This window comes from Oceanitalea stevensii (genome assembly GCF_014837105.1).
In the GTDB taxonomy this organism is placed as follows: Bacteria; Actinomycetota; Actinomycetes; order Actinomycetales; family Actinomycetaceae; genus Oceanitalea; species Oceanitalea stevensii.
This window is the reverse complement of sequence record NZ_JACSPO010000004.1, coordinates 78,124-103,123: the sequence shown is the minus strand read 5'-3', so window position 1 is coordinate 103,123 and position 25,000 is coordinate 78,124. Positions and strand designations below refer to the sequence as shown.

Here is a 25,000-nt window from a genome sequence, read left to right as displayed (position 1 = left end):
CGGCGTGGGACCTGCGCCTGCACCCGTTTATCTCGATGTCGAGTAATCTCGGGGCATGCTCCAGGGCCAGGACGAGGTCGACCGCATCGTTGCGGCGTGGGGGCGGGAGCGCCCCGACCTCGACCCCCGGCCGCTGCACGTCTTCTCCCGGGTCTCGCGCCTCTCGCGCCGCCTCGACCTCGCCCGCCGCCGGGTCTTCATCGACCACGCCCTCGAGGGCTGGGAGTTCGACGTCCTGTCCGCGCTGCGGCGCGCCGGTGAGCCGTACGAGCTGACGGCCGGCCGGCTGCTCAACGAGACGCTCGTGTCCTCGGGGACGATGACGAACCGCATCGACCGGATGGTGGCCCACGGCTACGTCGTCCGCGCCGTCGGCACCACGGACCGCCGCGTCGTGCTCGTCCGCCTCACCCCGCGGGGCAAGGAGACGGTCGACGCCGCGATGGCCGACCTCCTCCACTCCGAGCAGGAGCTGCTGTCCGAGCTGGAGCCCGCCGAGGCGGAGCAGCTCACCAGCCTCCTGCGCCGGCTCCTGCTGCCGCTGGACTCCTAGCCGCCCGGGCCCGCCGGGGCGGGCGTGACGTTGTGGTTGTAGCGGAAGACGTTGTCCGGGTCGTAGGTCCGCTTGACCTCCCGCAGCCGCTCGAGGACCGCACCGGGGTACGCCGCGGCGACGTCGTCCGCCGTCGTCTCCGACATGAAGTTCACGTACCCCGCGCCGACCAGGCCGAGCGACCTCGCCGTGGCGTCGGCCCACGCCTGTGCGGCGGGAAGGGCGGTGAGGTCCGGCGTGGGCGCGGCGACGGAGGCCATGACGGCGTGGTGCCGGTGCGCGAACGCGGTCGCGTCCACCGGGACGCGGGCGATCGCCCCGCCCATGGGGCGGAGGTTGACGGCGGTGAACGTCGTCGCGGTCGTCACCGCGTCGAGGACGGTGGCGGCCCACTGCTCGTCGAGGCGGTCGGTGAAGCCCGTGCGCATCGCCGGGTGCAGCGGCTGCGGGGACGGGGGCGGCCCCTGGAGGATGTCGGTGTACGCGCGGGGGCCGATGTCCTCGACGAGGGGCTCGCCCAGCGCGCGGAGGGGCGCGAGCGCGGAGTCCGCCTCCGCCTCCGGGCCCGACCAGCACACGAGGACGAGCATGATCGGTCTGCCGTGCAGCGACGGCGGGAGGAACGGCGCGGGCGGCGCGACGAGGAGGTTGATCATCGCGCTGAGCCCGTCGGCGGCGTCGAGGACCGCCTGGTTGGCGGCGGCGAGTCGCTCGGGGGTCGGCTCGAGGACGAGCATCCCGCCGGTGACGGCCGTCGGCCGGAGCCGGAGGGTGAGGCCCGTGACGACGCCGAAGTTGCCGCCCCCGCCCCTGAGCGCCCAGAAGAGGTCCTGGTGGTGCTCCGCGTCCGCGGTGACGACGCTCCCGTCGGCGAGCACGACCTCGGCGGCGAGGACGTTGTCGACCGTGAGCCCGTCGCGCCGGCTGAGGAACCCGATGCCGCCGCCGAGGGCGATGCCCGCGACACCGACGGTCCCGGTGTCCCCGAAGCCGGTGGCGAGCCCGTGCTCACCCGCTGCGCGGCTGTAGGCACCGGCGGTGGCACCGCCGCCGGCGTGGCCGACGAGCGCGTCCGGGTCGATCGAGACGGAGTCGAGGCCCCGCACGTCGAGGACGAGGCCGCCGGGGCCGGCGCTGTGGTGGGCGTAGCTGTGGCCGCCGCTGCGGACGGCCACGGAGAGGCCCACGTCGCGGGCTCCGCGGACGGCGGCGACGACGTCGGCCGTCGTGCTCACCTGCGCGACGGCGGCGGGAGGGTCACCGAGGGCGGCGAACTCCCGGGCGGTGAGCTCGGCGAAGCCGTCGGCGTCGGGGCGCAGGAGCCGGCCAGGGAGGGCCTGCTCCAGGTTCGCAAGGGATGTCATCGTCGGCCTCACTTCCGGAAACGGTCGGAGGCAAGGAGGCTAGGACGCCGGCCGGGCACGTCCTAGCTCTTTTTCGAGCCGGCTACCCCACCTGCTCGGAGAGCTCGAGCCAGCGCTCCTCCTGCTCGGCGACCTGCGCCTCGAGGGCGCGCAGCTCCTCACCGAGGGCGGACAGCCCGCCGTAGTCGTTCGGGTCGTGGGCGGCCATCCTTGCGTGCAGCCGCTCGACCTGGGCGGCGAGCTTCTCCATCCGCCGCTCGGCCGCGGCCATCTCCTTGCGGGTGGCCCGCAGCTCGGCGCTGCGCGGCTGGTCCCTGGGGGCCGTCCCCGTCGTGGCGGAGACGGCCCCGTCCTGCTCCCGACGGCGCAGCTCGAGGTACTCGTCCACGCCCCCCGGCACGTGGCGCATCCGCCCGTCCATGACGGCGTACTGCTGGTCGGTGACCCGCTCGAGGAGGTAGCGGTCGTGGGAGACGACGATGAGCGTGCCCGGCCAGGAGTCGAGGAGGTCCTCCATCGCGGCGAGCATGTCGGTGTCGACGTCGTTGGTCGGCTCGTCGAGGATGAGGACGTTGGGCTCGGAGAGCAGGATGAGGAGCAGCTGGAGACGGCGCTTCTGGCCACCGGACAGCTCCCCCACCCGGGCGGACAGGTGCTCCCGGGCGAAGCCGAGCCGCTCGAGCAGCTGCGCCGGCGTCATCTCCTTGCCGTCGACGACGTAGCTCGTGCGGGTGCGGGCGAGCACCTCGCGGACCCGGTCACCGGCGATCTCCTGCAGCTCGGTGAACTGCTGGTCGAGCATCGCCAGCCGCACCGTCTTGCCGCGCTTGACGCGCCCGGAGGTCGGCTCGAGCGTGCCGGCGACGAGCGCGAGGAGGGTGGACTTCCCGGCGCCGTTGGCGCCGAGGATGCCGGTGCGCTCGCCCGGGGCGATGCGCCACTCGACGTCACGCAGCACCTCCCGGCCGTCGAAGGACACCGAGGCGTCGAGGAGGTCGACGACGTCCTTGCCGAGCCGGGCGGTGGCGAGGCGGGACAGCTCGGTGCGGTCCCGCAGCGGCGGCACGTCCGAGATGAGCTGGTTCGCGGCGTCGATGCGGAACTTCGGCTTGGAGGTGCGCGCCGGGGCGCCGCGACGCAGCCAGGCGAGCTCCTTGCGCATGAGGTTCTGCCGCTTGCCCTCGATGACGGCGGCCTGGCGGTCGCGCTCCACGCGCTGCAGGACGTAGGCCGCGTAGCCACCCTCGAAGGGCTCGACGACCCGGTCGTGGACCTCCCACGTCATCGTCGCGACCTCGTCGAGGAACCAGCGGTCGTGGGTGACGACGAGGAGGCCGCCCGCGTTCGCGGACCAGCGGCGCTTGAGGTGGGCGGCGAGCCAGCTGATCCCCTCGACGTCCAGGTGGTTGGTGGGCTCGTCGAGGGCGATGACGTCCCACTCCCCCACGAGGAGGGTGGCGAGGGCGACGCGGCGCCGCTGGCCGCCGCTCAGCGTGCCGACGGTGGCGTCCCAGGGCAGGTCGGAGACGAGACCGTCGATGACGTCGCGCACCCCGGCGTCGCCTGCCCACTCGTGCTCGGGACGGTCCCCGACGATCGTGTGGCCCACGGTGAGCGCCGGGTCGAGGGTGTCGCTCTGGTCGAGCACGCCCATCCGCACGCCGCCGCGGCGGGTGACCCGTCCGCCGTCTGGCTCGATGCGTCCCGAGAGCATGCCGAGGAGGCTCGACTTGCCGTCACCGTTGCGACCGACGATCCCGATCCGGTCCCCCTCGTCGACGCCGAGGCTGACCGAGTCGAAGACGACGCGCGTCGGGTACTCCAGGTGCAGGGCCTCGGCCCCGAGAAGATGTGCCACCCGTCAAGGGTAGGTGCCCGCTGCGGCCTCTCCGCCTCAGGCCCCGGTGAGCGCCTCGCGCTTCCGGTAGCTACGGGCGAGGCGGCTGACGACGACGGCGGCGATGACCATCGAGATGCCCGAGCCGACGAGCACCGCGAGGGTGCCCTCGTCCGCGACCGCCGGCTCGTCGGCGTAGGCGAGCTCGTTCATGAGGAGCGAGACGGTGAAGCCGATGCCACCGAGGGCTCCCGCCGCCAGCAGCTCCTGCCCGCCGAGGGTGGTGCCGCCCGCCCGGACGAACCGGGCACCCAGCCAGCCGCCGAGCATGATCCCGACGATCTTGCCGACCGGCAGCGCGAGGACGATGCCCCAGAACGCCGGGGACAGCGCGCTGAGCGGGACGGAGGGGATGACGACGAGCGCGGCCGAGAAGGCGAAGACCGGCAGGACGACGCCGTTGGAGAAGGGCTCGAGGGCGTGCCGGGTCCGGTCGGCGGGGCGGGCCGCCATGACGAGGCCGAGGGCCACGCCGGCGATCGTCGCGTGCACCCCGGACAGGACGACGAGGCCCCAGGTGACGAGGGCGACGACGACCATGAGGAGGACGACGACGCCGTGTCCCCGGCCGCCGAGCCGCCGGCTGAGGACCGCGAAGACGACCGTGCCGGCCGCCGCCGCGGCGATGAGGCCGAGGCTCGGGTCGGTGGTGAAGAACACGGCGATGATGAGGATCGCGATGATGTCGTCGAGGATCGCGAGGGCGAGGAGGAAGACCCGCAGCCGGGTGGGCAGCCCGCGGCCGAAGACGGCGAGGATGCCGAGCGCGAAGGCGATGTCGGTGGCCGTGGGGATGGGCCAGCCGTCCTCGAGGCCCGAGCCGGCGGCGACGAGCAGGAAGACGGCGATCGGGACGACCACGCCGCCGATCGCGGCGATGGCCGGCCGCATGGCCTTGGACGGGCTGTTGAGCTCACCGGCGGTGAGCTCGTGGCGCAGCTCGATGGCGACGACGAAGAAGAAGACGGCGAGCAGACCGTCGCTGATCCAGTGGCCGACGCTCAGGCTGATGGCGGTGCCGGGCACGGAGACGTAGGTGTCCTGGAGCTCGCTGAGCGAGGGACCGAGGGGGGAGTTGGCGGCGAGCAGTCCGAGGACGGCCGCGATCAGCAGGAGAAGCGCTCCGGCGCGGGGCGAACGGAGGGCAGCGGTGACGGAGGGCATGAGGTCCTGTCGTGAGGTCGGGCAAGTGAGGAGCGGTCCACCGACCGCCCGCCGACCAGACTTCCCGGCACGCCGCGGACCACCCTACCCGGGACCGGTCCGCCCGTCGCGCGAGGTCTAGGTGCCGGACACCTGCTCGAGGACGCGGGCGCCGGGGACGGGGCCGGTGACGACGAGGACCTCGCGGGCCACCTCGGCCTCCTGGACCACGGCGGCCACCGAGCGGGCGTGCCGCTCGTCGATGGCCAGCGCAGCGACCGTGGGGCCCGACCCGGACAGGACCGCGGCCAGCGCGCCGGCGCGGTCGGCCGCGGCGATGACGTCACCGAGCTCGGGGCGCAGGTCGAGGGCGACCTCCTCGAGGTCGTTGGTGAGGTGGCGGGCGAGCTCGAGCGGGTCCCCGCCCCGCAGCGCCACGAGCAGCGCGTCGTCCAGGTGGGGCGGTGGCGCGTGGGTGCCGCCGTCGTCGTCGAAGGCCGCGAAGACCTCGGGGGTGGACAGCCCCTCGTCCTGGACGGCGAGCACCCAGTGGTAGCTGCCGCCGACCATGGCGGAGGTGAGGACGTCGCCGCGGCCGGAGCCGATCGCGGTGAGGCCGGTGAGCGCGAAGGGCACGTCGGCGCCGAGCCGGCGGGCGAGCTCGACGAGCTGCCCCCGGTCCAGCCCGGCGTCCCACAGCTGGTCGCAGGCGAGGAGCGCGGCGGCGGCGTCGGCCGAGCCGCCGCCCATGCCGCCGGCCACGGGCACCTGCTTGACGATGTGGAGGTGGGCGCCGGCGGTGATGCCCGTGTGCTCCTGGAGCAGCCGGGCCGCACGCAGCGCGAGGTTGGAGCCGTCGGTCGGGACGCGGTCGGCGTCGCGGCCCTCGACCGTGAGGCTCAGCGAGTCGGCCGGCGAGGCGATGACGTCCTCGTGGAGGCTGACGGCCTGGAAGACGGTGGCCAGGGGGTGGTAGCCGTCCTCGTCCGGGGGACCGACCCGCAGGGCGAGGTTGATCTTCCCGGGGGCGCGCACGCAGACGGCGCCGGGCGGGTGGTTCATGCGTCCGGTCCCCGGTGCTCGGCGATGCGGGCGAAGTCGGTGATGCCGAGGCGCTCCCCGCGCAGCGTCGGGTCCAGCCCGGCGGCGGTGACGGCGGCCGCGGCGCGCTCGGCGGACCCGGCCCAGGCCGCGAGGGCCGAGCGCAGCGTCTTGCGGCGCTGGCTGAAGGCGGCGTCGACGACGGCGAAGACCTCCTCGCGGCTCGCCGTGCTCGACGGCGGGTCGCGCCGCTCGATGCGGACGAGCGCGGAGTCGACGTTGGGAACCGGCCAGAAGACGGTGCGCCCGATCGTCGCCGAGCGCTGCGCGCGGGCGTACCAGGCGGCCTTGGCCGAGGGGACGCCGTACGTGCGCGAGCCGGGGGGCGCGGCCAGCCGGTCGGCGACCTCGGCCTGCACCATGACGAGCCCCGTGCGCAGGCTGGGCAGCCGCTCGAGCAGGGTGAGCAGGACCGGGACGGCGACGTTGTACGGCAGGTTGGCCACGAGGGCGCCGGGCTGAGCGGGGCCCTCACCGGGGAAGGCGGGCAGCTCGGTGACGTCCATGGCGTCGGACCGCACGACGAGCAGCCGGTCGGCCGCCTCGGGCAGCCGGGCGGCCACCGTGACGGGCAGGGCCTCGGCGAGCACCGGGTCGATCTCGATCGCGACGACGCGGGCCCCCGTCTCGAGGAGGGCGAGGGTGAGGGAGCCGAGCCCGGGGCCGACCTCGACGACGACGTCCTCGGCCGTGATCCCGGCGGTGCGCACGATCTTGCGGACCGTGCCGGGGTCGATGACGAAGTTCTGGCCCAGGGTCTTGGTGGGCCGGATCCCGAGGGCGCCGGACAGGGCGCGGACGTCGGCGGGCCCGAGCAGGGGGTCGGCCGGCGTGGGGGCGGGGTCGTGGCTCACGGCGTCGAGCCTATCGGGCGCGGGCGAGGCCGCCGCCGCAGGCGGGAACGACCTCGCGCCGACAGCTCGGCGCTCCTGCGGGCGGGCAGGGGCCGTGCTGTCGGCGCGAGGGAGTGGTGCTGGTGTCAGCGCAGGCCGAGCTTGGCGGAGCAGGCGGGCCACTGGCCCCAGCCCGAGCGGGCCTGGAGCATCTGCGCGCGCTTGGTCTGCTCGGCCGGGGAGGCCTCCGAGGGCAGCCCGGAGCCGCCGACGGCCTGCCAGGTCCCCACCGAGAACTGGTAGAGGCCGTGGTAGAGCCCGTTGCTGCTCACGATGGACGGGTTGCCGCCGGACTCGCACTGGGCCAGCGAGGCCCACACGCCGCTGGACGGCGCGCCGCCGGAGCCGGACTCGTCGGAGCTGCTCGAGCCGCTGCTGCTGCTGGAGCCGCCGGAGCTGGAGCCGCCGGAGCTGCTGCTGCCGCTGCTCGAGCTGCGGGAGGGAGCGGCGGGCGCCGGGGCGACCGGGCGCTCCTTGGTGCCGACGGCGACGACCTCGTCGACGGGCTGGACGACGGTGACGTAGTTGCTGGCCTCGGAGACGCGCTCCTCACCGTTCACCTGGACGGCGAGGCTGGCACGCACGCGGCGCCCCTCGGCGCCCTCCTGCACGACCCGGCGCTCACCGACGTAGAGCGAGTCGTCCTCGCGCTCGGTGGTCTCGAAGGGCACGGTCTGCGCGTCGGTCTCGAGCGCGTGGCTGCCGCGGGTGACGGTGACCTGGACGACGCCGCCCTCACCGGTCCCGACGACGACGCCGTCGAGCTTGCCGACCGTCACGCCCGCGAGCGCGAGGACGTCGTCGAGGTGCGCCTCCCCCTCGGGGGTCACGGTGAGGGTCTCGCCGTCGGCGACGACCTCGACCGGGGCACCGTCGACGAGCGGCATGTCGAGCGCCTCGCGGCCGCCGTCGCGGGAGCGGGAGGCGGCGACGGTGATCTGCCGGCCGGCCTCGCCGAAGGACTGGATCGCCTCGCCGGTGGTCTCGGCGGTGGTCCACATGGCCCGCTGCTCACCGTCGACGTCCACCCGGATCTGCCGGGCGCTGCGGACGACGACCAGCATGCCGTCGTCGAGCGTCGCGTCGAGCTCCGGGCCGACGGCGTCGTGCTCACCGACGGCGACGTCGTGCTCGTCGAGGAGTCCCTCGACCGAGCCGGCAAAGGTGGACACCGTCTGCTCGACGCCGTCGACGTCGAGCTCAATCGTCTTGTGGGCCGCGGCGACGGCCACGCCGCCACCGGTCACGAGGGCGGCGGCACCGACCGTGGCGATCACGGCGCGGAGGCGGCGACGCCGGGGGGCGGCGTCGGCGGGGGTGGAGGGGGTCTGGTCGGACGTGTCGTGAGAGAGCACGGACTTCCTAGGGTTGCGCGTCCCGGCACAGACGAGGCCGGTCGCCCGGGGGCGGCCTGCCCGACACGGCTCGAGCGCCGCGGGAGGGGTCTGATCCGGCTGTATGCATCACCTGTCGGCAACACGGGACCGTGATGGTCCGCAGGCGACTGTAATCGAATCGTGACGTGGCGGTCTACGTGAGGTCACTCACCACGTGCTAACCCGCGGCTCAGTACCAGCCGTGGGAGTTGCTGTGGCCCAGGGCGCCGCACGGGGTGCCGTACCGGCCGCTGATGTAGCCCAGGCCCCAGGTGATCTGGGTGGCGGGGTTGGTGCGCCAGTCGGAGCCGGCCGAGGCCATCTTCGAGCCGGGCAGCGACTGCGGGATGCCGTAGGCGCCGGAGCTGGGGTTCTCGGCGGTGTGGTTCCAGCCCGACTCACGCTGCCACAGCGTCTCGAGGCAGCTGTACTGGTCGGTGCCCCAGCCGCGTGCGGCGACCATCTCGGCGGCGATCGCCTTGGGGCTGCCGCCGGTCGGCGCGGCCGCGGGCGGCACCGAGGCGGAGGAGGAGCCGCTCGAGGACGGCACGGCGGGCTCGGGCTCCGGCTCCGGCTCGGCGGTGCCGACCCGGACGACCTCGTCGACACGCTCGGAGACGACGGCGCGGGCGACGACCTCGCGGCCCGTCTCCTCACCGCCGGTCGTGGTGATGCGGTAGGTCGTGGCGGTGACGCCGTCGACCCCCTCGGTGACGACCTCGCGCTCGCCGCGCGGGAGGGAGTCGTCCTCCTCCTCGACGGTCTCGTGCTTGTCGGTGTCGGTGACGTGCTCGTCGACGACGTCGACCGTCGTCACCTCCACCGTCAGGCCGGCGGAGACGGGCGTGGCCAGGGGCGCGGAGACGACGTCGTCCTGGTCGACGAGGACGCCCGCGCTGGTGAGGAGCTCGGCGACGGTCGCGGCCTGCGTCGTCAGCTGCTGCGCCTCGCCGTCGATGACGAGCTCCACGGCCACACCCTCGAGCGGGGTGCGGGCCTCGAAGCGCGAGGCGGCGAGGCCGGCGACGGCCCGGTCGACCGACACGGGCTCGACGGCGGCGCCGGCCATGACGACGGGGTCGGTGGCGCCGGCGTCGGGCGCGGTGGTGCCGGCGAAGGCGACGGTGCCTCCGGCGATGACGGCGAGGACGGCGGCGTGCAGACCGCGCCGGGCGACGGTGCGGACGTGGTTCACGGGCGTCGCCACCTCGCGGTGGCGCGCGCGCCTGACGGCATCTGACACAGCATGGTCCTGTCTGGAGGGAGGGCACCCGGCTCGTCGGGACGGACCGGGTGGTGACTGACCTGCGGTAGACCGTAACCGATTCGTGACCTGATGGGAAAGGCCGGCGGATCCGCATGCTGTGCGGAAAGATACCCCTGTGACTGGTGTGACTGGAGTGACTGAAGGGGTCGACTACCAGGTGCCGTAGACCGCCTCGGTGTTCGCCGTGAGCCGGTGGCACATCTCCGCGAGGTCGGTGCCGGTCTCCTCCGCCAGGCGCCGCACGGTGAGCGGCAGGACGTAGGGGGCGTTCGGGCGACCCCGGTAGGGGGCCGGGGTGAGGTAGGGCGCGTCGGTCTCCACGAGGAGCAGCTCGAGGGGCACCTCGCGCACGGCGGCCCGCAGGGTGTCGTTGGCCTTGAAGGTCACCGGCCCGGCGACCGACACGTACCAGCCGTGCTCGGCGCACGCGCGGGCCAGGCCGACGTCACCGGAGAAGCAGTGGAAGACGGTCCGCTCGGGGGCTCCGTCGGCGAGAAGGATCTCGACGACGTCCTCGTGCGCCTCACGGTCGTGGATCTGCAGCGCCAGACCGAGCTCCTTGGCGAGGGCGACGTGCTGGCGGAAGGCGGTCCGCTGCACCTGCCGGGCCTGCTCGCCGCCGCGGAAGAAGTCGAGACCGGTCTCCCCGATGGCCCGCACCCGCTCGTGGCGGGCGAGCTCGGCGACCCGGGCGACGGCGTCGTCCAGGGACGTCTCGTGCCGGGGCGCGACGGCGGGGTCCAGACCGTCGGGGGCCACCTCACGGATGCCGGCGTGGAGCGGCGCCTCGTTGGGGTGGATGGCGAGCGCGGCGACCACCTCGGGGTGCTCCTCGGCGAGCGCGACGCTGCCGGCGAGGGTGTCGAGGTCGCAGCCCACCTGGACCATCCGGGTGACGCCCACGGACGCGGCCCGCTCGAGCTGCTCGGCGAGGGTCAGCGGCGCGCTGCCCTCGCGCACGCCCGGGTCCTCCTCGGCTCCCACGGGAAGGTGGGTGTGGTTGTCGACGACGGCGGCGGGCAGCGCCTCGGGCAGCGGCGGCCAGCCGCGCTCGCGCGGGCTCACTGCGCGTCGACGCCGAGGCGGGCGAGCTCCTCCTCGACGACCGAGTCGTCGAGCTTGGTGAAGACGGGCACCGGCTTGGCGACCGGTGCGCCCACCTGGACAGGGCGCCGGCCCCAGGCGGGGACGCCGGTGTAGTCACCGGTGATGACGGGGTAGCCCGGCCCGCCGTCGAGGTCCTCGACCTCCTCGATCCGCGGGAGCGGGGCGACGTCACCGGTGCCGCCGATGACGGCGTCGACGGTGTTGGCGCTGTGCGGGAGGAAGGGGCTGAGCATGACGTTGAGGTCGCTCACCGCCTGCGCGGCGACGTGGAGGATGGTGGCCCGGCGCTCCTGCTGGGACTCGTCCTTGAGCTTGTAGGGCTCCATGTCGGTGATGTACTTGTTCGCCTCGCCCACCAGGCGCATGACCTCGGAGATCGCGGCGCGCTGGCGGTGGCGGGAGATGAGGTCCCCGACCGTGGCGAAGCCGGCCTCGACCTGGTCGAGCAGGGCGCGGTCCGGCTCGGTGAGCTCACCGGCGGGCGGCACCTGGCCGATGTTCTTGTGGATCATCGAGGCCGTGCGGTTGACGAGGTTGCCCCAGCCGGCGACGAGCTCACCGTTGGTGCGGCGCACGAACTCCGCCCAGGTGAAGTCGCTGTCCTGGTTCTCCGGCCCGGCGACGGAGATGAAGTAGCGCAGCGCGTCGGGCTGGTAGCGCTCGAGGACGTCGCGCACGAAGATGACGACGCCGCGCGAGGAGGAGAACTTCTTGCCCTCCATCGTGAGGAACTCGCTCGAGACGACCTCGGTGGGCAGGTTGAGGACGCCGTACTCCCCGGGCTCGCCGCCGCGCTGGCCCTCGCCGTTGTGGGCGAGGAGCTCGGCGGGCCAGATCTGGGAGTGGAAGACGATGTTGTCCTTGCCCATGAAGTAGTAGGACAGCGCCTCGGGGTCGTTCCACCAGCGGCGCCACGCGTCCGGGTCACCGCTGCGGCGGGCCCACTCGACCGAGGCGGACAGGTAGCCGATGACGGCGTCGAACCACACGTACAGCCGCTTGGTGGGCTGGTCGCGCCAGCCGTCCAGCGGCACCGGGATGCCCCAGTCGATGTCGCGGGTCATCGCGCGCGGACGGATCTCGGCGAGGATGTTCTTGGAGAAGCGGATGACGTTGGGACGCCACGTGCCCGAGGCCTCGCGCCCGTCGAGCCACTCCCCCAGCGCCTCGGCCAGCGCGGGCAGGTCGAGGAAGAAGTGCTGGGTCTGGACGAACTGCGGCGTCTCGCCGTTGATCCGCGAGCGCGGGTCGATGAGGTCGGTGGGGTCGAGCTGGTTGCCGCAGTTGTCGCACTGGTCGCCGCGGGCGCCGGTGTAGCCGCAGATGGGGCAGGTGCCCTCGATGTAGCGGTCGGGCAGGGTGCGGCCGGTGGACGGGGAGATCGCGCTCTGGGTGGTCTGCTCGACCATGTAGCCGTTCTCGTGGACGGCGCGGAACATCTCCTGGACGACGGCGTAGTGGTTGCGCGTCGTCGTGCGGGTGAACAGGTCGTAGGACAGGCCGAGCGCGACGAGGTCCTCGACGATGAGGCGGTTGTTGCGGTCGGCGAGCTCCCGGGCGGAGACGCCTGCGGCGTCGGCCGCGACGAGGATCGGGGTGCCGTGCTCGTCGGTGCCGGACACCATGAGGACGTCGTGGCCCGCCATGCGCATGTAGCGACTGAAGACGTCGGAGGGAACGCCGAAGCCGGCCACGTGCCCGATGTGACGGGGGCCGCTGGCGTAGGGCCAGGCCACCGCCGAGAGGATGCTCGTCATGGGCCCAGCCTAGTTGCCCGCCTCGCGCGTCCCCGCACCCCGCCGGCGCGGTCCCGTTCCCCACCGCCGACGGCTGACGGGTTCCCGGACGGCACTAGCGGCAGGAACCGGTCGTGCACGACGATGGGCGCGTCGTTGCTGACGGGGGAGGTCGCAGTGGACGGGCGGGTCGAGTGGCGGGTGTTCAGCCCGAGACAGCGCCGCGCCCGGCAGGCCTTCCTCGTCGTCATGCTCGTGCTCTTCGCGGTGAGCTTCACCTTCGACATCGACGGCGCCACCCGCGTCGTGTGGGCTCTCCTCGTGCTCAGCTCCCTCGGGATGGTCGTCACCGGCCGTGCGGGGACGGTCGCCGATACCGACGGCGTCGAGGTGTGCGACGGGCTCAGGACCCGGCGCGTCCCGTGGGCCGCCGTCGAGGACGTCCGGGCGGTGCGGAGCCAGTGGGAGGACCCGAAGGTCGAGATCCACCTGACCGACGGCGCCACGCGGACGCTCCCCAGTGTCGGGGCCGACGCCGTGTCCCAGCTCGAGCAGCTGCGGGCGACGGGCATGGGGTAGCCGGCGGCCCGTCAGCGCGAGGGCGTGATCTCCACACCCGCCTCGCGCAGCTGCGCCCGGGCGAGCTCCCCCTGCTCCGCGGTGACGGGCGCGGTGAGGTCGCTGAGCACCCGCGCGGACATGCCCGCCCGCACGGCGTCGAGCGCCGTCTCCTTGACGCAGTGGGACTCGGCGAGCCCGACGACGTCGACCGCGTCCACGCCGTCGAGCAGCTGGGCGAGGGTGCGCCCCTCACCGTCGGTGCCCTCGAAGCCCGAGTACGCGGCGGCGTACTGGCCCTTCTTCACCGAGGCGTCCGGGGCGAGGTCCGCGAGCGCCGGGTGGAGCTCGGCCTCCGCCGTCCCGGCCACGCCGTGCGGCGGCCACGTGTCGACGTAGTCCGGCTCCTCGGGCGGGGTGGCGAAGTGGCGGCCGGGGTCGATGTGCCAGTCCTGCGTCGTCACGACGAGCGCGTACCGGTCACGGTGGGCGGCGGCGTACGCGGCGACGGCCTGGGCGACGGCGTTGCCTCCCGCCACCGGGAGCGCACCGCCCTCGCAGAAGGTGGGCTGGACGTCGACGACGAGCAGGGCACGACGCTCGGACATAGGGCCTCCTCACACGCGGTGGACGGTCCCATCGTTCCACGGCCGCGATTCCCGTGACCGCCGCGCCGTCCGGTCGTAGAGTTGGGCCATGGCCGACGACGACGCGCGCCACAGCTGGACCATGGCCGGGATCCACACGGCCGTGGAGATCGACGGCGGGGTCCTCGTGGGTGACGACGGCTCGGCCTGCGCCGGCCAGGCCCTGCGCTACGCCGCCGCGGAGGCGGCTCGTCGCGGCACCGACCTGCACGTCGTGCGTGCGTGGAGCATCCCGACGGCGGCGCGGCCTCCCGACGCCCCCTTCGGGACGACGCCCTCGATCGTCGAGATGCAGGACGCGACGCTCGCCGAGACCCGCGGCCGCGCCGAGAAGGCCGCCGCGGAGCACCCCGGCGTCACCGTGCACGCGTACACGGCGTTCGCGAAGGCCGGCCGAGCCCTGGTGTCGGCGGCGGCCGGCGCGGACGTCCTCGTCGTCGGCTCCAAGGGGCGGTCCAAGATCGCGGACATGCTCGTCGGCTCGACGGCCGCGTCGTGCATCCGCGAGGCGAAGGTCCCCGTCGTCATCGTCCGCTGAGGTCAGCGCCGGCGACAGGTGTGCGGTCCCTCGGGCGTAACAAGTGAGCTCTCGGCGAGGCGGTCCAATCCCCCCCCGCGGCGAGAGCTGAGTTGTTACCGCCCCCACGCACCCCCTCCCCCACGCGGCGAGAGCTGAGTTGTGACCGCCCCACGCAGCCCCCTCCCCCACGCGGCGAGAGCTGAGTTGTTACCGGCCCCGTGCGGCGAGCTGAGCTGTTACTGGCGGGCGTCGAGGGCGGCCTGGTAGAGGTCGCGCTTGCTCAGGCCGGTCTCGGCGGCGACGGCGGCGGCGGCGTCCTTGAGGCGCTCGCCCGCGGCGGCCCGGGCGACGACGTCCCCGACGTGGTCCTCCAGCCGTGCCTCCCGCAGCTCCGCACCGGCCACGACGACCGTCACCTCGCCCCGCACTCCCCCGGCGGCCCACTCGGCGAGCTCGGCGAGCGTCCCGCGCCGCACCTCCTCGAAGGTCTTTGTCAGCTCGCGGCACACGGCGGCGCGGCGCTCGGCGCCGAACGCTCGCGCCATCGCCTCGAGCGTCTCGCCCACCCGGTGCGGGGAGTCGAAGAGGACCATCGTGCGGCGCTCGTCCGCCAGCGCCCCGAACACCCGGTCACGCTCGCCCGGCCGGCGCGGGGCGAAACCCTCGAAGCTGAACCGGTCGGTCGCCAGCCCGGAGACCGCGAGCGCCGTGAGGACGGCGCTGGGCCCGGGCAGCACGCTCACCGGCACCTCCGCCGCGACGGCGGCGTCGACGAGCCGGTAGCCGGGGTCGGACACCGAGGGCATGCCGGCGTCGGACACGACGAGCACCCGTCGCCCGGCGCGCGCCTCCTCCACCAGGCGCGGGGCCCGCTCACGCTCGTTGTGCTCGTGGAAGCTGAGCATCTCCCCGCCCACCCACACGCCCAGGCGCTTGGCCAGGGCGAGCATGCGGCGCGTGTCCTCGGCGGCGACGACGTCGGCCTCGGCGAGCGCGCGCACGAGGCGTGGCGGCGCGTCCCCGGCGTCGCCGATCGGGGTGGCGGCCAGGACGATCTGCCCACCCTCCCCGCGCCAGGGCGAGCCGCCGACGGCGGAGGTCGCGTCGTCGTCGTCCGTCACGGCGTCGTCGTTCTCGGGCCCCTCGACCGGCTCAGTCATCCGTCCAGTGTGGCCCACCCGCCACGACCTAGACTCACCCCCGTGACAGCGCCGCATGACGACACCGACGGCCCGGGCCCGGTCGCCACCGCGGAGGCGGCGCCCGAGCGGACGGACCACCGCAGCGCGGCGGAGATCGAGACGGACCTCGCCTCCCGCCTGCTGCGCCCCGGGCCCACCGACCGGCTGTGGGGCTGGCTCGGCCCGCTCGTCGTCACCGCCCTCGCCGCGGTGCTGCGCCTGGTCAACCTCAACCACCCGACACGGCTCATGTTCGACGAGACGTACTACGTCAAGCAGGCCTACTCCCTGCTCACCCTCGGCTACGAGGGCGAGTGGGACGGGGAGAACGAGGACGTCAACGCCCGCTTCCGGGAGGGCGACTTCTCCGACCTCACCGCGGACCCGGACTACGTCGTCCACCCGCAGATCGGCAAGTGGCTCATCGCGATCGGGCTGCGCCTGTTCGGTGCGGACAACGGCGCGGGCTGGCGCTTCTCCGCGGCGGTCGCCGGGGCGCTCACCGTGCTGATCGTCGCGCGCATCGGCCGCCGGCTCACCGGCTCCACGCTCCTCGGCAGCGCCGCGGGGCTCCTCCTCGCCGTCGACGGTCTCCACCTCACCGGCTCGCGCATCGGGCTGCTCGACGTCTTCCTCGGGCTCTTCGTCGTCGCCGCGCTCGGGGCGGTGCTCCTCGACCGGGAGCAGTCCCGCCGGCGCCTCGCCCACGCCGCGGCCGCGGACCTCGCCGCGCGCGGGGACGGGCGCCTGTCCGACCCGTGGGGCCCGCGCACCGGCATCCGCTGGTGGCTCGTCCTCGCGGGCGTGCTCCTCGGGCTCGGCGGCGGGGTCAAGTGGTCGGCGATCTACGCGCTCGCCGTCTTCGGGATCCTCGTCGTCGTGTGGGACCTGTGCGCCCGCCGCGCCGTCGGGGCACGGCTCTGGTTCGGCGCGGGCGTCTTCCGCGGCGGCGTGCCCGCCTTCCTCGCCCTCGTCCCGGTCGCGCTGCTCACCTACGTCGCCGGGTGGGCGTCGTGGTTCGCGAACACCGGCGCCTACCTGCGCACGTGGGCCGCGGACGAGATCGCCGAGACGGGGACCGTCGTGCGCTCGTGGCTGCCCGACCCGCTCAACTCCCTGTGGGAGTACCACCTGCGCGCCTGGGACTTCCACAACGGCCTCGACTCCGAGCACTCCTACGAGGCCCACCCCGCCGGGTGGCTGCTCCAGCTGCGGCCCACCTCCTTCTACTGGGAGAGCCCCGCCCCCGGCGACTGCGGCGCCGACCGCTGCGTCCAGGCGATCTCCTCGGTCGGCAACCCCGTCGTGTGGTGGCTCGGGCTCCTCGCGCTCGTCGCGATCCTGTGGATGGCGATCGCCCGCCGCGACTGGCGCGCCTGGGTGGTCCTCGCCGGCTACGCGGCCGTCTACGTCCCGTGGCTCGCCTACGCCCACCGCACGATCTTCACCTTCTACGCCATCGCGCTGGCCCCGTACGTCGCCCTCGCCGTCGTCGTCGCCGTCGCGTGGGTGGGCGGGCTGCTCCCGCCGCTCCACGGACCCGCCCGCCGCCCCGGCGAGGTGCCCGTCGACGACGACGACGGCCCCCTCCCGGCCGCGCCGCCCGCCGACGACTCGTGGCTGACCCGACCCGCCACCGCGCCCGCGCCCGTCGCCACGGCCGTCGCCGTGGCTGACGACGACGACGCTCCCGAGCCTGCCCGCAGCACCCGGCTCGGGCACGTGCTGCTCGCCGTCGTCTGCCTCGCGGCGGTCGCCGCCCTCGTGTGGTTCTGGCCGGTGTGGACCGGCCAGACCCTGTCCTACGACATGTGGCGCGCGCGCATGTGGCTCGGTTCCTGGATCTGATCTCACGTTCCGCCCGTCCGTAGCGTCTACGGGGTGATGATGACCAACCCGCCCTTCGAGCACGTCGTGGCCCGCCACGGCGCGACGGTGCTGCGCGTGTGCCGCGCCGTCGTCGGCCCCGACGACGCCGACGACGCGTGGTCGGAGACCTTCCTCGCCGCGCTGCGCGCCTACCCGGACCTGGGCCCAGGGGCGAACCTCGAGGCGTGGCTCGTGACGATCGCCCACCGCAAGGCCGTCGACCAGCTGCGTGCCCGGGCGCGTCGGCCGGTGCCCGTCCCGGCACTGCCCGAGCGGCCGGCGCCCGGCGGTGAGCCGGGGGACGCCGCGGAGGTGTGGGCCGCCGTCGCCGCGCTGCCCGAGAAGCAGCGCCTGGCCGTGGCCTACCACCACCTCGCCGGCCTGCCCTACGCCGAGGTCGCGGCGATCGTCGGCGGCACCGCCGACGCCGCCCGCCGCGCCGCCGCCGACGGTATGACCACCCTGCGCCGCCGCTACGGCGCCCCCAGCCGAGGAGACCACCGATGAGTGCCCTGTTCCCGGACGCCGAGCCCGCCGACCTCGAGCGCCTGCACGCCCGCCTCGCCGACGACGCCGCCCGCGAGGGGGTCCTGGACGTCGCCTACCGCACGGTCGACTCCCCCGTGGGCCCGCTGCTGCTCGCCGCCACCCCGCGCGGCCTCGTCCGCGTCGCCTACGGCTTCGAGGACCACGAGCAGGTCGTCGCCGACCTCGCCCAGCGGGTGGGGCCCCGCGTCCTGCACGCCCCCGCCCTCCTCGACGAGGCCGCCCGGCAGCTGGAGGAGTACTTCGCCCGCGCCCGGACCCGGTTCGAGCTCGACGTCGACCTCGCGCTCTCCCGCGGCTTCCGCCGCACCGTCCTCGAGTACCTCCGGACGATCGACTACGGGCAGACCGAGAGCTACACCGAGGTCGCCGGCCACGTCGGCAACCCGCGGGCGGTGCGCGCCGTCGGCTCGGCCTGCGCGACGAACCCGCTGCCGATCGTCGTGCCCTGCCACCGGGTGCTGCGCAGCGACGGCGGCGTGGGCGGCTACCTCGGCGGGCTGCCCGCCAAGGAGCTGCTGCTCGAGCTCGAACGTGCGGCCTGAGCCGGCCGTGGGAGGCTCAGGCGTGGCCACGACGATCAACTGGGCAGGCAACCACGTCTACGCGGGCGCGCTGGTGAGGCCCGCGTCCCTCACGGAGGTGTCCGACGCCGTCGCGGGTGCCGAGCACGTGCGCGTGCTCGGCACCCGGCACACCTTCAACGACCTCGCCGACTCCGAGGGCCTCCTCGTCAGCCTCGACCGGCTCGCCTACCGCCACCCGCGGCTCCTCACCGACGGCGAGGCGAGCGGCCCCGAGCCCGAGCTCGACGCGCTGACCGGCCGGGTGCGCGTCGCCGCGGCCACCCGGTACGCGGACCTCGCGCTCTTTCTCGAGGAGCGTGGCCGCACCCTCGTCAACTTCGCCTCGCTGCCGCACATCGGGGTGGCCGGCGCGGTGGCGACGGCGACGCACGGCTCCGGTGTCGGCAACTCGGTGCTCGCGGCCGCCGTCACGCGGCTCGAGCTCGTCACCGCCGACGGCTCGCTGCGCACCCTGGACCGCGAGGTCGACGGCGACGCCTTCGACGCCGCGACCGTCTCCCTCGGCGCCCTCGGGATCGTCCACGCCGTGACGCTCGAGACCGTCCCGGCCTTCGAGGTCGCCCAGACCGTCTACGGACCGGTCGGCTTCGCGGCGCTCGCCGACGCCTTCGACGAGGTGAGCGACCTCGGCTACTCGGTCAGCTGCTTCACCACCCTGCGGACGGAGGAGTTCGAGACCGTGTGGGTCAAGCGGACGACGGCGCAGGGCCCGGCGCCCGCGGACGTGCTCGGCGGGCCCGCGCTCACCGCGGAGGCGCACCCGATCCCGGGCATCGACCCGGGCAACGCGACGGCGCAGCAGGGCGTGCCCGGCCCGGCGAGCGACCGGCTGCCGCACTTCCGCGCGGACCAGCTGCCCAGCGCGGGCGCGGAGATCCAGTGCGAGTACCTCCTGCCGCGGCACAGCGCGCGGCTGGCGCTGCGGGCGCTCGCGGGGCTCGCCGAGCCGCTGGCCGGGCTCGTGCAGGTGTGCGAGGTCCGCTCGATCGCGGCCGACACCGCGTGGATGAGCCCGATGTACGCCCAGCCCTGCGTGGCGGTCCACTTCACGCTCGTGCGGGACGTCGAGCGGGTGGGCGCGGCACTGCCGGTCATCGACGAGGCGCTCGGTGCGCTGGGCGGACGCCCGCACTGGGGCAAGGAGTTCCGCGCCGACCCCGAGCGGGTGCGCGGTCTCTACCCCCGGCGCGAGGACTTCCTCGACGTCGTCCGCCTGCACGACCCGCAGCGCAAGTTCAGCAACGCCTTCGTCCGCACCTGGGTCGGCTGAGCCGCCCTCACGCGTCTGGTTCGCACGTCCGGTACTCCCGGGAGCGCCCGGACGTGCGTCGAGGCGACCGGGAGTGCGTCCCAGACGAGAGGGTGGGCGGCGGCGGGGGCGCGCGGGGGCCGGGGGCCGCTCTACTCGGCGGCCACCACGGCCCAGCCGTGCGGCGGCAGGACGACCGTCCGTCCGCCGTCGTCCATGGTGCCGGTGCCCGCGAGCACGGTGACGGGACCGTCCCCCGCGGCCGGGACGCCCGCGGGCAGGCCCCAGCGCACGCCGTCGTCGTCGGTGCTGAGGAGGACCACGAGCGCCTCGTCCCCGCCGCGGACGACGTAGACGAGCAGCGGGTCGGACACGTGGAGCACCTCGAGGTCGGCGCGGTGCAGCCACGGGTGGCGGCGCCGCAGGCCGACGAGCTCCTGGTGGCGCTCGTAGACGGGCCGGCCGAGCGGGCTGAGCTCCACGGGCGAGGCGGGGAAGGCCGGCCGCACGGCGTCGTCGCCGCCCGCGCGGTCCTCCTTGACGCCGGTGAATCCGTGCTCGTCCCCGGCGTAGACCGAGGGCGTGCCGGGGACGGTGAACAGGACCGCGAGCGCGTGGTCGAGGTGGCGCGGGTCGGTGAGGCGGCTGGCGACGCGGGTGACGTCGTGGTTGCCGACGAAGGTCTGCGGGACGAAGTCGCGGGTGAAGTCCGCGTGGCGGCGCAGCGCGTGCTCGAGCTCCCAGGCATTGCGGTCGTTGAGGGAGCTCCACACCGCCTTCCACAGCTCGTACTGGGTGACGGCGTCCATCCCCGACTCGGTGACGATCGCCGCGTAGTCGCCGTGGATGACCTCCCCGACGACGTAGGCCTGCGGGTGACGCTCGCGCACGCGGTCGAGGACGGGCCTCCAGAAGGACGGCGGGACGGCGTAGGCCGCGTCCAGGCGCCACCCGTCCGCGCCGCGATCGAGCCAGTACGTCATCACGCGCTCGACGTACTCGGCGACGGCGGGCTCGGCGTGGTTGAGCGCGACGAGCGCGGAGTGGCCCTCGAAGTCCTCGTGCGTGGGGGTGCCGCCGCCGTCGGGCGCGTCGGGGTCCGGCCACCGGAGGTGGAACCAGCGCGCGGCGGGCGAGGCCGGGCCCTCCGCGAGCGCCCGCTGGAACATCGCGAAGTCCTGGCCGACGTGGTTGAAGACGCCGTCGAGGACCACGCGCAGGCCGCGCGCGTGGGCGGCCTCGAAGAGCGCGACGAGGTCGGCCTCGTCACCCAGTCGCGGGTCGACGCGCAGGTGGTCGGTGGTGTCGTAGCCGTGGGTGACGGAGTCGAAGACCGGACCGAGGAGCACCGCGGAGGCACCGAGCTCGACGGCGTGGTCCAGCCACGGCACGAGGGCCGGCAGCCGGTGGGAGACCTCCCCCGCATGCTCGGCGCGGGTGGGCTCGGCACCCAGGAAACCCAGGGGGTACAGGTGCCACAGCACCGCGTGCTCCACCCAGTCCGGCTCGGTCACAGCTCAGCTCCTTCTGTCGTCCCCACGCCGATCCTGCCCACACTCGGCCCCGGTGTGCACGGCGCGGGGCGGAAATTCCGCTCCCCGCCCTCCCGCCCCCCTCCTGGCGCCGAGCGCTGAGTTGTTCCTCAGTAACAACTCAGCGCTCGGCGCAAGAGCGGGGTAACAACTCAGCGCTCGGCGCAAAGAGCGGGGGTAACAACTCAGCGCTCGGCGCGGGAAGGGTGGGACGTCAGGCGGGGTGGGGGCGGCCGTAGGACTCGAGGAGGCGCAGCCAGACCTCGCTCATCGTCGGGAACGCGGGCACCGCGTGCCACAGCCGGTCGAGCGGCACCTCGCCGACCACGGCGATGCTCGCGGAGTGCAGCAGCTCGGCCACCTCCGCCCCCACGAAGGTCATGCCGGCGATGACGCCCCGCTCCTCGTCCACGACCATCCGCACCTGCCCCGTGTAGCCGTCGGCGTGGATCGCCGCCCCCGACACGGCGCCGAGGTCGTGGTCGACCACCCGCACGCGGAGCCCGGCCTCCTCCGCGGCGGCGGCCGTCATCCCGACCATGGCGACCTGCGGGTCGGCGAAGACGACCTGCGCGGGAGCGAGGTGGTCCGCCGTCGCGGCGTGCACCCCCCACCGCCCGTCGTCGACGGGACGGCCGTGCGCCCGCGCGGCGATGACGTCACCGGCCGCGCGAGCCTGGTACTTGCCCTGGTGGGTGAGCGGGCTGCGGTGGTTGGCGTCCCCGACGGCGTAGAGCCACTCGACCGGCTCGCCCTCGCCGTCGAGCACCCGCAGCGTCTCGTCGACGGGCAGCCAGCCGCCCTCGAGGCCGACGGACTCGAGGCCGAGGTCGGGCTGGGGCTCGCGCCCGGTGGCGACGAGGACCTGCGACACGCGCACGGTGCTGCCGTCGTCGCACTCGACCACGCGCTCGTCCCCGTCCACCCGGACGGAGGTCGCCGAGACACCGAGGCGCAGGTCGACACCGCGCTCCTCGAGCGCCGCGCCGACGCGCTCACCGGCGAAGGGCTCGTAGCCGGAGAGCAGGGTGCTGCGCACGAGCACCGTCACCCGGGCCCCGAGGTCGGCGAAGCCGCCGGCCAGCTCGGCCGCCACGACGCCGCCGCCGATGACGAGGAGGCTCTCGGGGACCTCCTGCGTCTCCAGGGCCTCGCGGTTCGTCCACGGCCGAGCGTCGCGAAGGCCGGGGATGTCGGGGACCACCGGCCGGGAGCCGGTGCACACCGCGACGGCGTGCCGCGCGACGAGCACGCGCTCCCCGCCGTCGGGCCCGGTGACGGTGACCTGCCGTGTCCCGCTCACCCGCCCGCGGCCGCGGACGAGGTCGATGCCGGCGGACTCGAGCCACTCCACCTGCCCGGCGTCGTCCCAGCCGCTGACGAAGGACGTCCGCCGCTCGAGCACGGCGGACACGTCGAGCCCGCCCGTGACGCCCTGCCGCGCCCCGTCGACGGCGAGCGCCGCGCGCCTCGCCTCGCCGGGCCGCAGCAGCGCCTTGGACGGGATGCAGGCCCAGTAGGAGCACTCCCCGCCCACGAGCCGGTCCTCGACGACGACGGCGCTGAGGCCGCCCTGGACGGCACGGTCGGCGACGTTCTCCCCCACCGGCCCGGCACCGAGGACGATGACGTCGTAGCTCTCGGGCATCTCGAACACCTCTCGACGGTCGGACGGTGTCCTGGGACCCTACGCTCGGCAGGTCAGTCCCGCAGCCGTCCGAGGAGTCCCATGATCGAGTTCCGCGCGGTGACCAAGCGCTTCGGCGACGCCGAGGCGGTCTCCGCCCTCGACCTCGTCATCCCGGCCCGGCAGACCACCGTGCTCGTCGGCTCGTCCGGCTCGGGCAAGACGACCGTCCTGCGGATGGTCAACCGGATGGTCGAGCCCACCTCCGGGACGGTGGAGATCGACGGCACCGACGTCCGCGAGCGCGACCCGGTCCAGCTGCGCCGCGGCATCGGCTACGTCATGCAGAGCGCGGGGCTGCTCCCCCACCGGCGGGTCCTCGACAACGTCATCACCGTGCTGCGGCTCAACAGGGCGCCCAAGGGTGAGGCCCGCGAGCGCGGGCTGGAGCTCATGGACACCGTGGGCCTGGACCGCGCCCTCGCCGAGCGCTACCCGCGCCAGCTCTCCGGCGGGCAGCAGCAGCGCGTCGGGGTGGCCCGGGCGCTGGCCACCGACCCCAACATCCTCCTCATGGACGAGCCCTTCGGCGCCGTCGACCCGATCGTGCGCACCGAGCTGCAGGACGAGCTGCTGCGCCTCCAGGGCGTGCTCGCCAAGACGGTCGTCTTCGTCACCCACGACATCGACGAGGCCTTCCGCCTGGGGGACCGGGTCGTCATCCTCGAGCAGGGCGGGCGGATCGCGCAGCAGGGCACGCCCGCGGAGATCCTCGCGGCCCCCGCCTCGGACTTCGTCGCGAGCTTCATCGGTGCCGACCGCGGCCGACGGCGACTCACCGTCGTCGAGCAGGACGGGCGGCGGCTCGCCGTCGACGCCGACGGACGGCCCGCCGGCGTGCTGGACCGCTGATGGACTGGTTCCTCGCCAACACCGGGCTCGTCGCCGAGCTCGCCGTCCAGCACGCCCGCCTCAGCGTCGTCCCGATCGTCCTCGGGCTCCTCCTGGCGCTGCCGCCCGGCGTGCTCGCGTGGCGGTGGCGACGCGGACGCGGCCCGCTCCTCGCCACCGTCGGCCTGCTCTACACGATCCCCTCCCTCGCCCTGTTCGTCCTCATCCCACCGGTCGTCGGGATCAGCTTCCTCTCCGAGCTCAACGTCGTCATCGCGCTCACCGTGTACGCCGTCGCCCTCATGGTCCGCTTCGTCACCGACGCCCTGGACGCCGTCGACCCGGCCGTCCGCTCCGCGGCCACCGCCATGGGCTACTCCGCGTGGGGCCGGTTCTGGGCGGTCGACCTGCCGCTGGCCGGGCCGGTGCTCCTCGCCGGGCTCCGGGTCGTCGCGGTGAGCACGGTGAGCCTCGTGACCGTCGGGGTGCTCGTCGGCACGCGCAGCCTCGGGTACCTCTTCATGGACGGCCTCCAGCGCGGGATCGTCGCCGAGATCGTCACCGGGATCCTCGCGACCGTCGCCGTCGCGCTCGTCTTCGACGTCCTCCTCGTGCTCCTCGGCCGTGTCCTGCTCCCGTGGAACCGCCGCCCGCCCCGGGCGGGCCGCCGGATCCAGCTCACGGCGGGGGGCGCGGGATGAGGCTCTTCGCCGACGCCTGGGCCTGGCTCACGGCCCCGGAGCAGTGGACCGGCACGACCGTCCTCGACCGCGCCGCTGAGCACCTCGTCTACACGCTCCTCGCGCTCGCGGTCTCGGCCGTCATCGCGATCCCGCTCGGCTACCTCGTCGGCCACACGGGACGCGGGCGGCAGCTCGCCGTCGCGCTCGCCGGCGCGGGCCGCGCCCTGCCCTCCCTGGGCCTGCTCACCGTCCTCACCCTGCTCGTCGGGGTGGGGGACGCCGTCCTCGCCGCGACGGTGGTCTTCGTCGTCCTCGCCGTGCCCTCCGTGCTCGCCGGCACCTACGCGGGCGTGGAGAACGTCGACGGCGCGGTGACCGAGTCCGCGCGGGCGATGGGCATGACGCCGTGGCAGGTCCTCACCCGTGTCGAGGCACCGCTCGGGCTGCCGCTCCTCGTGGGCGGGCTGCGCAGCGCGGCCCTCCAGGTGGTCGCCACCGCGGTGCTCGCCGCGTACGTCGGGCTCGGGGGCCTGGGGATCTACGTCCAGCGCGGGATCTCGCTGCGCCGCTACGACGAGATGCTCGGCGGGGCGATCGCCATCGTCGCCCTCGCCGTCGTCGTCGACGCGGTCTTCGCGGTTCTCGCACGAGTCGCGGTGCGCGTTGCGGGCGG

The 25,000-nt window shown here is 74.5% G+C and carries 23 protein-coding genes; 10 read left to right on the top strand and 13 right to left on the bottom strand.

Annotation, left to right across the window (positions count from 1 at the left end; genetic code table 11):
- Positions 1-55 precede the first annotated feature (55 nt).
- Positions 56-553 carry a MarR family winged helix-turn-helix transcriptional regulator gene (locus H9624_RS09420; RefSeq protein ID WP_251839638.1) on the top strand — a complete coding sequence of 166 codons (498 nt, stop codon included), beginning with the start codon at positions 56-58 and terminating at the stop codon, positions 551-553.
- Here the strand turns inward: H9624_RS09420 and H9624_RS09415 are convergent.
- The 9 genes from H9624_RS09415 to metG form a co-directional block, all read right to left on the bottom strand.
- Positions 550-1,917, bottom strand: coding sequence for an FAD-binding oxidoreductase (locus H9624_RS09415; RefSeq protein WP_251839637.1), 1,368 nt, complete (start codon positions 1,915-1,917; stop codon positions 550-552). The two genes, H9624_RS09420 and H9624_RS09415, sit on opposite strands and share 4 nt — an antisense overlap.
- A gap of 82 nt (positions 1,918-1,999) precedes the next feature.
- Positions 2,000-3,775 (bottom strand): ABC-F family ATP-binding cassette domain-containing protein, encoded by a 1,776-nt coding sequence (locus H9624_RS09410; RefSeq protein WP_251839636.1) that lies wholly within the window; start codon positions 3,773-3,775, stop codon positions 2,000-2,002.
- Positions 3,776-3,811: 36 nt separating this feature from the next.
- Positions 3,812-4,978, bottom strand: a complete 1,167-nt coding sequence (locus tag H9624_RS09405) for a Na+/H+ antiporter NhaA (RefSeq protein WP_251839635.1) — start codon at positions 4,976-4,978, stop codon at positions 3,812-3,814.
- A 117-nt stretch (positions 4,979-5,095) separates the two neighbouring features.
- A complete protein-coding gene (locus H9624_RS09400; protein WP_251839634.1) occupies positions 5,096-6,019 on the bottom strand; it encodes a 4-(cytidine 5'-diphospho)-2-C-methyl-D-erythritol kinase in 924 nt (307 codons plus the stop codon).
- A complete protein-coding gene (rsmA, locus tag H9624_RS09395) occupies positions 6,016-6,912 on the bottom strand; it encodes a 16S rRNA (adenine(1518)-N(6)/adenine(1519)-N(6))-dimethyltransferase RsmA (RefSeq protein WP_251839633.1) in 897 nt (298 codons plus the stop codon). Before rsmA ends, H9624_RS09400 begins: the two co-directional genes overlap by 4 nt.
- A 125-nt stretch (positions 6,913-7,037) precedes the next feature.
- Positions 7,038-8,306, bottom strand: a complete 1,269-nt coding sequence (locus H9624_RS16895) for a resuscitation-promoting factor (protein ID WP_251839632.1) — start codon at positions 8,304-8,306, stop codon at positions 7,038-7,040.
- Positions 8,307-8,517: 211 nt separating this feature from the next.
- Positions 8,518-9,522, bottom strand: coding sequence for an aggregation-promoting factor C-terminal-like domain-containing protein (locus H9624_RS09385; RefSeq protein ID WP_251839631.1), 1,005 nt, complete (start codon positions 9,520-9,522; stop codon positions 8,518-8,520).
- A gap of 222 nt (positions 9,523-9,744) precedes the next feature.
- Positions 9,745-10,659, bottom strand: coding sequence for a TatD family hydrolase (locus H9624_RS09380; protein ID WP_251839630.1), 915 nt, complete (start codon positions 10,657-10,659; stop codon positions 9,745-9,747).
- Positions 10,656-12,458 (bottom strand): methionine--tRNA ligase, encoded by a 1,803-nt coding sequence (gene metG / locus H9624_RS09375; protein ID WP_251839629.1) that lies wholly within the window; start codon positions 12,456-12,458, stop codon positions 10,656-10,658. Before metG ends, H9624_RS09380 begins: the two co-directional genes overlap by 4 nt.
- A 180-nt stretch (positions 12,459-12,638) precedes the next feature.
- Between metG and H9624_RS16890 the strand changes: the two genes are divergently transcribed.
- Positions 12,639-13,016 (top strand): PH domain-containing protein, encoded by a 378-nt coding sequence (locus H9624_RS16890; protein ID WP_251839628.1) that lies wholly within the window; start codon positions 12,639-12,641, stop codon positions 13,014-13,016.
- An 11-nt stretch (positions 13,017-13,027) separates the two neighbouring features.
- On the opposite strand, the gene H9624_RS09365 is transcribed toward H9624_RS16890, so the two are convergent.
- Positions 13,028-13,603, bottom strand: a complete 576-nt coding sequence (locus H9624_RS09365) for an isochorismatase family protein (RefSeq protein ID WP_251839627.1) — start codon at positions 13,601-13,603, stop codon at positions 13,028-13,030.
- An 88-nt stretch (positions 13,604-13,691) separates the two neighbouring features.
- Between H9624_RS09365 and H9624_RS09360 the strand changes: the two genes are divergently transcribed.
- Positions 13,692-14,180, top strand: coding sequence for a universal stress protein (locus H9624_RS09360; RefSeq protein ID WP_251839626.1), 489 nt, complete (start codon positions 13,692-13,694; stop codon positions 14,178-14,180).
- A gap of 218 nt (positions 14,181-14,398) precedes the next feature.
- Here the strand turns inward: H9624_RS09360 and rsmI are convergent, their stop codons facing one another.
- Positions 14,399-15,322 carry a 16S rRNA (cytidine(1402)-2'-O)-methyltransferase gene (gene rsmI, locus H9624_RS09355; RefSeq protein WP_251839625.1) on the bottom strand — a complete coding sequence of 308 codons (924 nt, stop codon included), beginning with the start codon at positions 15,320-15,322 and terminating at the stop codon, positions 14,399-14,401.
- A gap of 42 nt (positions 15,323-15,364) precedes the next feature.
- Between rsmI and H9624_RS09350 the strand changes: the two genes are divergently transcribed.
- The 4 genes from H9624_RS09350 to H9624_RS09335 are packed head-to-tail and all read left to right on the top strand — an operon-like array spanning position 15,365 to position 19,615.
- Positions 15,365-17,191, top strand: coding sequence for a dolichyl-phosphate-mannose--protein mannosyltransferase (locus H9624_RS09350; RefSeq protein WP_251839624.1), 1,827 nt, complete (start codon positions 15,365-15,367; stop codon positions 17,189-17,191).
- Positions 17,192-17,230: 39 nt separating this feature from the next.
- Positions 17,231-17,719 carry an RNA polymerase sigma factor gene (locus tag H9624_RS09345; RefSeq protein ID WP_504740251.1) on the top strand — a complete coding sequence of 163 codons (489 nt, stop codon included), beginning with the start codon at positions 17,231-17,233 and terminating at the stop codon, positions 17,717-17,719.
- A complete protein-coding gene (locus H9624_RS09340) occupies positions 17,716-18,303 on the top strand; it encodes a methylated-DNA--[protein]-cysteine S-methyltransferase (protein ID WP_251839623.1) in 588 nt (195 codons plus the stop codon). Before H9624_RS09345 ends, H9624_RS09340 begins: the two co-directional genes overlap by 4 nt.
- Positions 18,304-18,325: 22 nt before the next feature.
- Positions 18,326-19,615 carry a D-arabinono-1,4-lactone oxidase gene (locus tag H9624_RS09335; RefSeq protein ID WP_251839622.1) on the top strand — a complete coding sequence of 430 codons (1,290 nt, stop codon included), beginning with the start codon at positions 18,326-18,328 and terminating at the stop codon, positions 19,613-19,615.
- Between the two features lie 131 nt (positions 19,616-19,746).
- Here the strand turns inward: H9624_RS09335 and H9624_RS09330 are convergent, their stop codons facing one another.
- Both H9624_RS09330 and H9624_RS09325 read right to left on the bottom strand, forming a co-directional pair.
- Positions 19,747-21,108 (bottom strand): alpha-amylase family protein, encoded by a 1,362-nt coding sequence (locus H9624_RS09330; RefSeq protein WP_251839621.1) that lies wholly within the window; start codon positions 21,106-21,108, stop codon positions 19,747-19,749.
- 232 nt (positions 21,109-21,340) lie between these two features.
- Positions 21,341-22,774: a dihydrolipoyl dehydrogenase family protein gene (locus H9624_RS09325; protein ID WP_251839620.1), complete on the bottom strand. Its 1,434-nt coding sequence runs from the start codon at positions 22,772-22,774 to the stop codon at positions 21,341-21,343.
- 81 nt (positions 22,775-22,855) lie between these two features.
- On the opposite strand from H9624_RS09325, the gene H9624_RS09320 reads away from it, so the two are divergent.
- The 3 genes from H9624_RS09320 to H9624_RS09310 all read left to right on the top strand — a co-directional run.
- Complete coding sequence (locus H9624_RS09320; protein WP_251839619.1) at positions 22,856-23,665, top strand: ABC transporter ATP-binding protein; 810 nt, start codon at positions 22,856-22,858, stop codon at positions 23,663-23,665.
- Entirely contained in the window at positions 23,665-24,345 is a 681-nt protein-coding gene (locus H9624_RS09315) for an ABC transporter permease (protein WP_251839618.1), read from the top strand. The genes H9624_RS09320 and H9624_RS09315 overlap by 1 nt, the downstream gene beginning before the upstream one ends.
- Positions 24,342-25,000: ABC transporter permease (locus H9624_RS09310; protein WP_251839617.1), on the top strand; the 659-nt coding region annotated here is incomplete at its 3' end. The genes H9624_RS09315 and H9624_RS09310, both read left to right, overlap by 4 nt.

Bases quoted from the DNA above. Each gene is read 5' to 3' on its own strand.
- H9624_RS09420 (WP_251839638.1), top strand. From the start codon at position 56: ATGCTCCAGGGCCAGGACGAGGTCGACCGCATCGTTGCGGCGTGGGGG.
- H9624_RS09415 (WP_251839637.1), bottom strand. From the start codon at position 1,917: ATGACATCCCTTGCGAACCTGGAGCAGGCCCTCCCTGGCCGGCTCCTG.
- H9624_RS09405 (WP_251839635.1), bottom strand. From the start codon at position 4,978: ATGCCCTCCGTCACCGCTGCCCTCCGTTCGCCCCGCGCCGGAGCGCTT.
- H9624_RS09400 (WP_251839634.1), bottom strand. From the start codon at position 6,019: ATGAACCACCCGCCCGGCGCCGTCTGCGTGCGCGCCCCCGGGAAGATC.
- metG (WP_251839629.1), bottom strand. From the start codon at position 12,458: ATGACGAGCATCCTCTCGGCGGTGGCCTGGCCCTACGCCAGCGGCCCC.
- H9624_RS09365 (WP_251839627.1), bottom strand. From the start codon at position 13,603: ATGTCCGAGCGTCGTGCCCTGCTCGTCGTCGACGTCCAGCCCACCTTC.
- H9624_RS09360 (WP_251839626.1), top strand. From the start codon at position 13,692: ATGGCCGACGACGACGCGCGCCACAGCTGGACCATGGCCGGGATCCAC.
- rsmI (WP_251839625.1), bottom strand. From the start codon at position 15,322: ATGACTGAGCCGGTCGAGGGGCCCGAGAACGACGACGCCGTGACGGAC.
- H9624_RS09345 (WP_504740251.1), top strand. From the start codon at position 17,231: ATGACCAACCCGCCCTTCGAGCACGTCGTGGCCCGCCACGGCGCGACG.
- H9624_RS09340 (WP_251839623.1), top strand. From the start codon at position 17,716: ATGAGTGCCCTGTTCCCGGACGCCGAGCCCGCCGACCTCGAGCGCCTG.
- H9624_RS09325 (WP_251839620.1), bottom strand. From the start codon at position 22,774: ATGCCCGAGAGCTACGACGTCATCGTCCTCGGTGCCGGGCCGGTGGGG.
- H9624_RS09320 (WP_251839619.1), top strand. From the start codon at position 22,856: ATGATCGAGTTCCGCGCGGTGACCAAGCGCTTCGGCGACGCCGAGGCG.
- H9624_RS09315 (WP_251839618.1), top strand. From the start codon at position 23,665: ATGGACTGGTTCCTCGCCAACACCGGGCTCGTCGCCGAGCTCGCCGTC.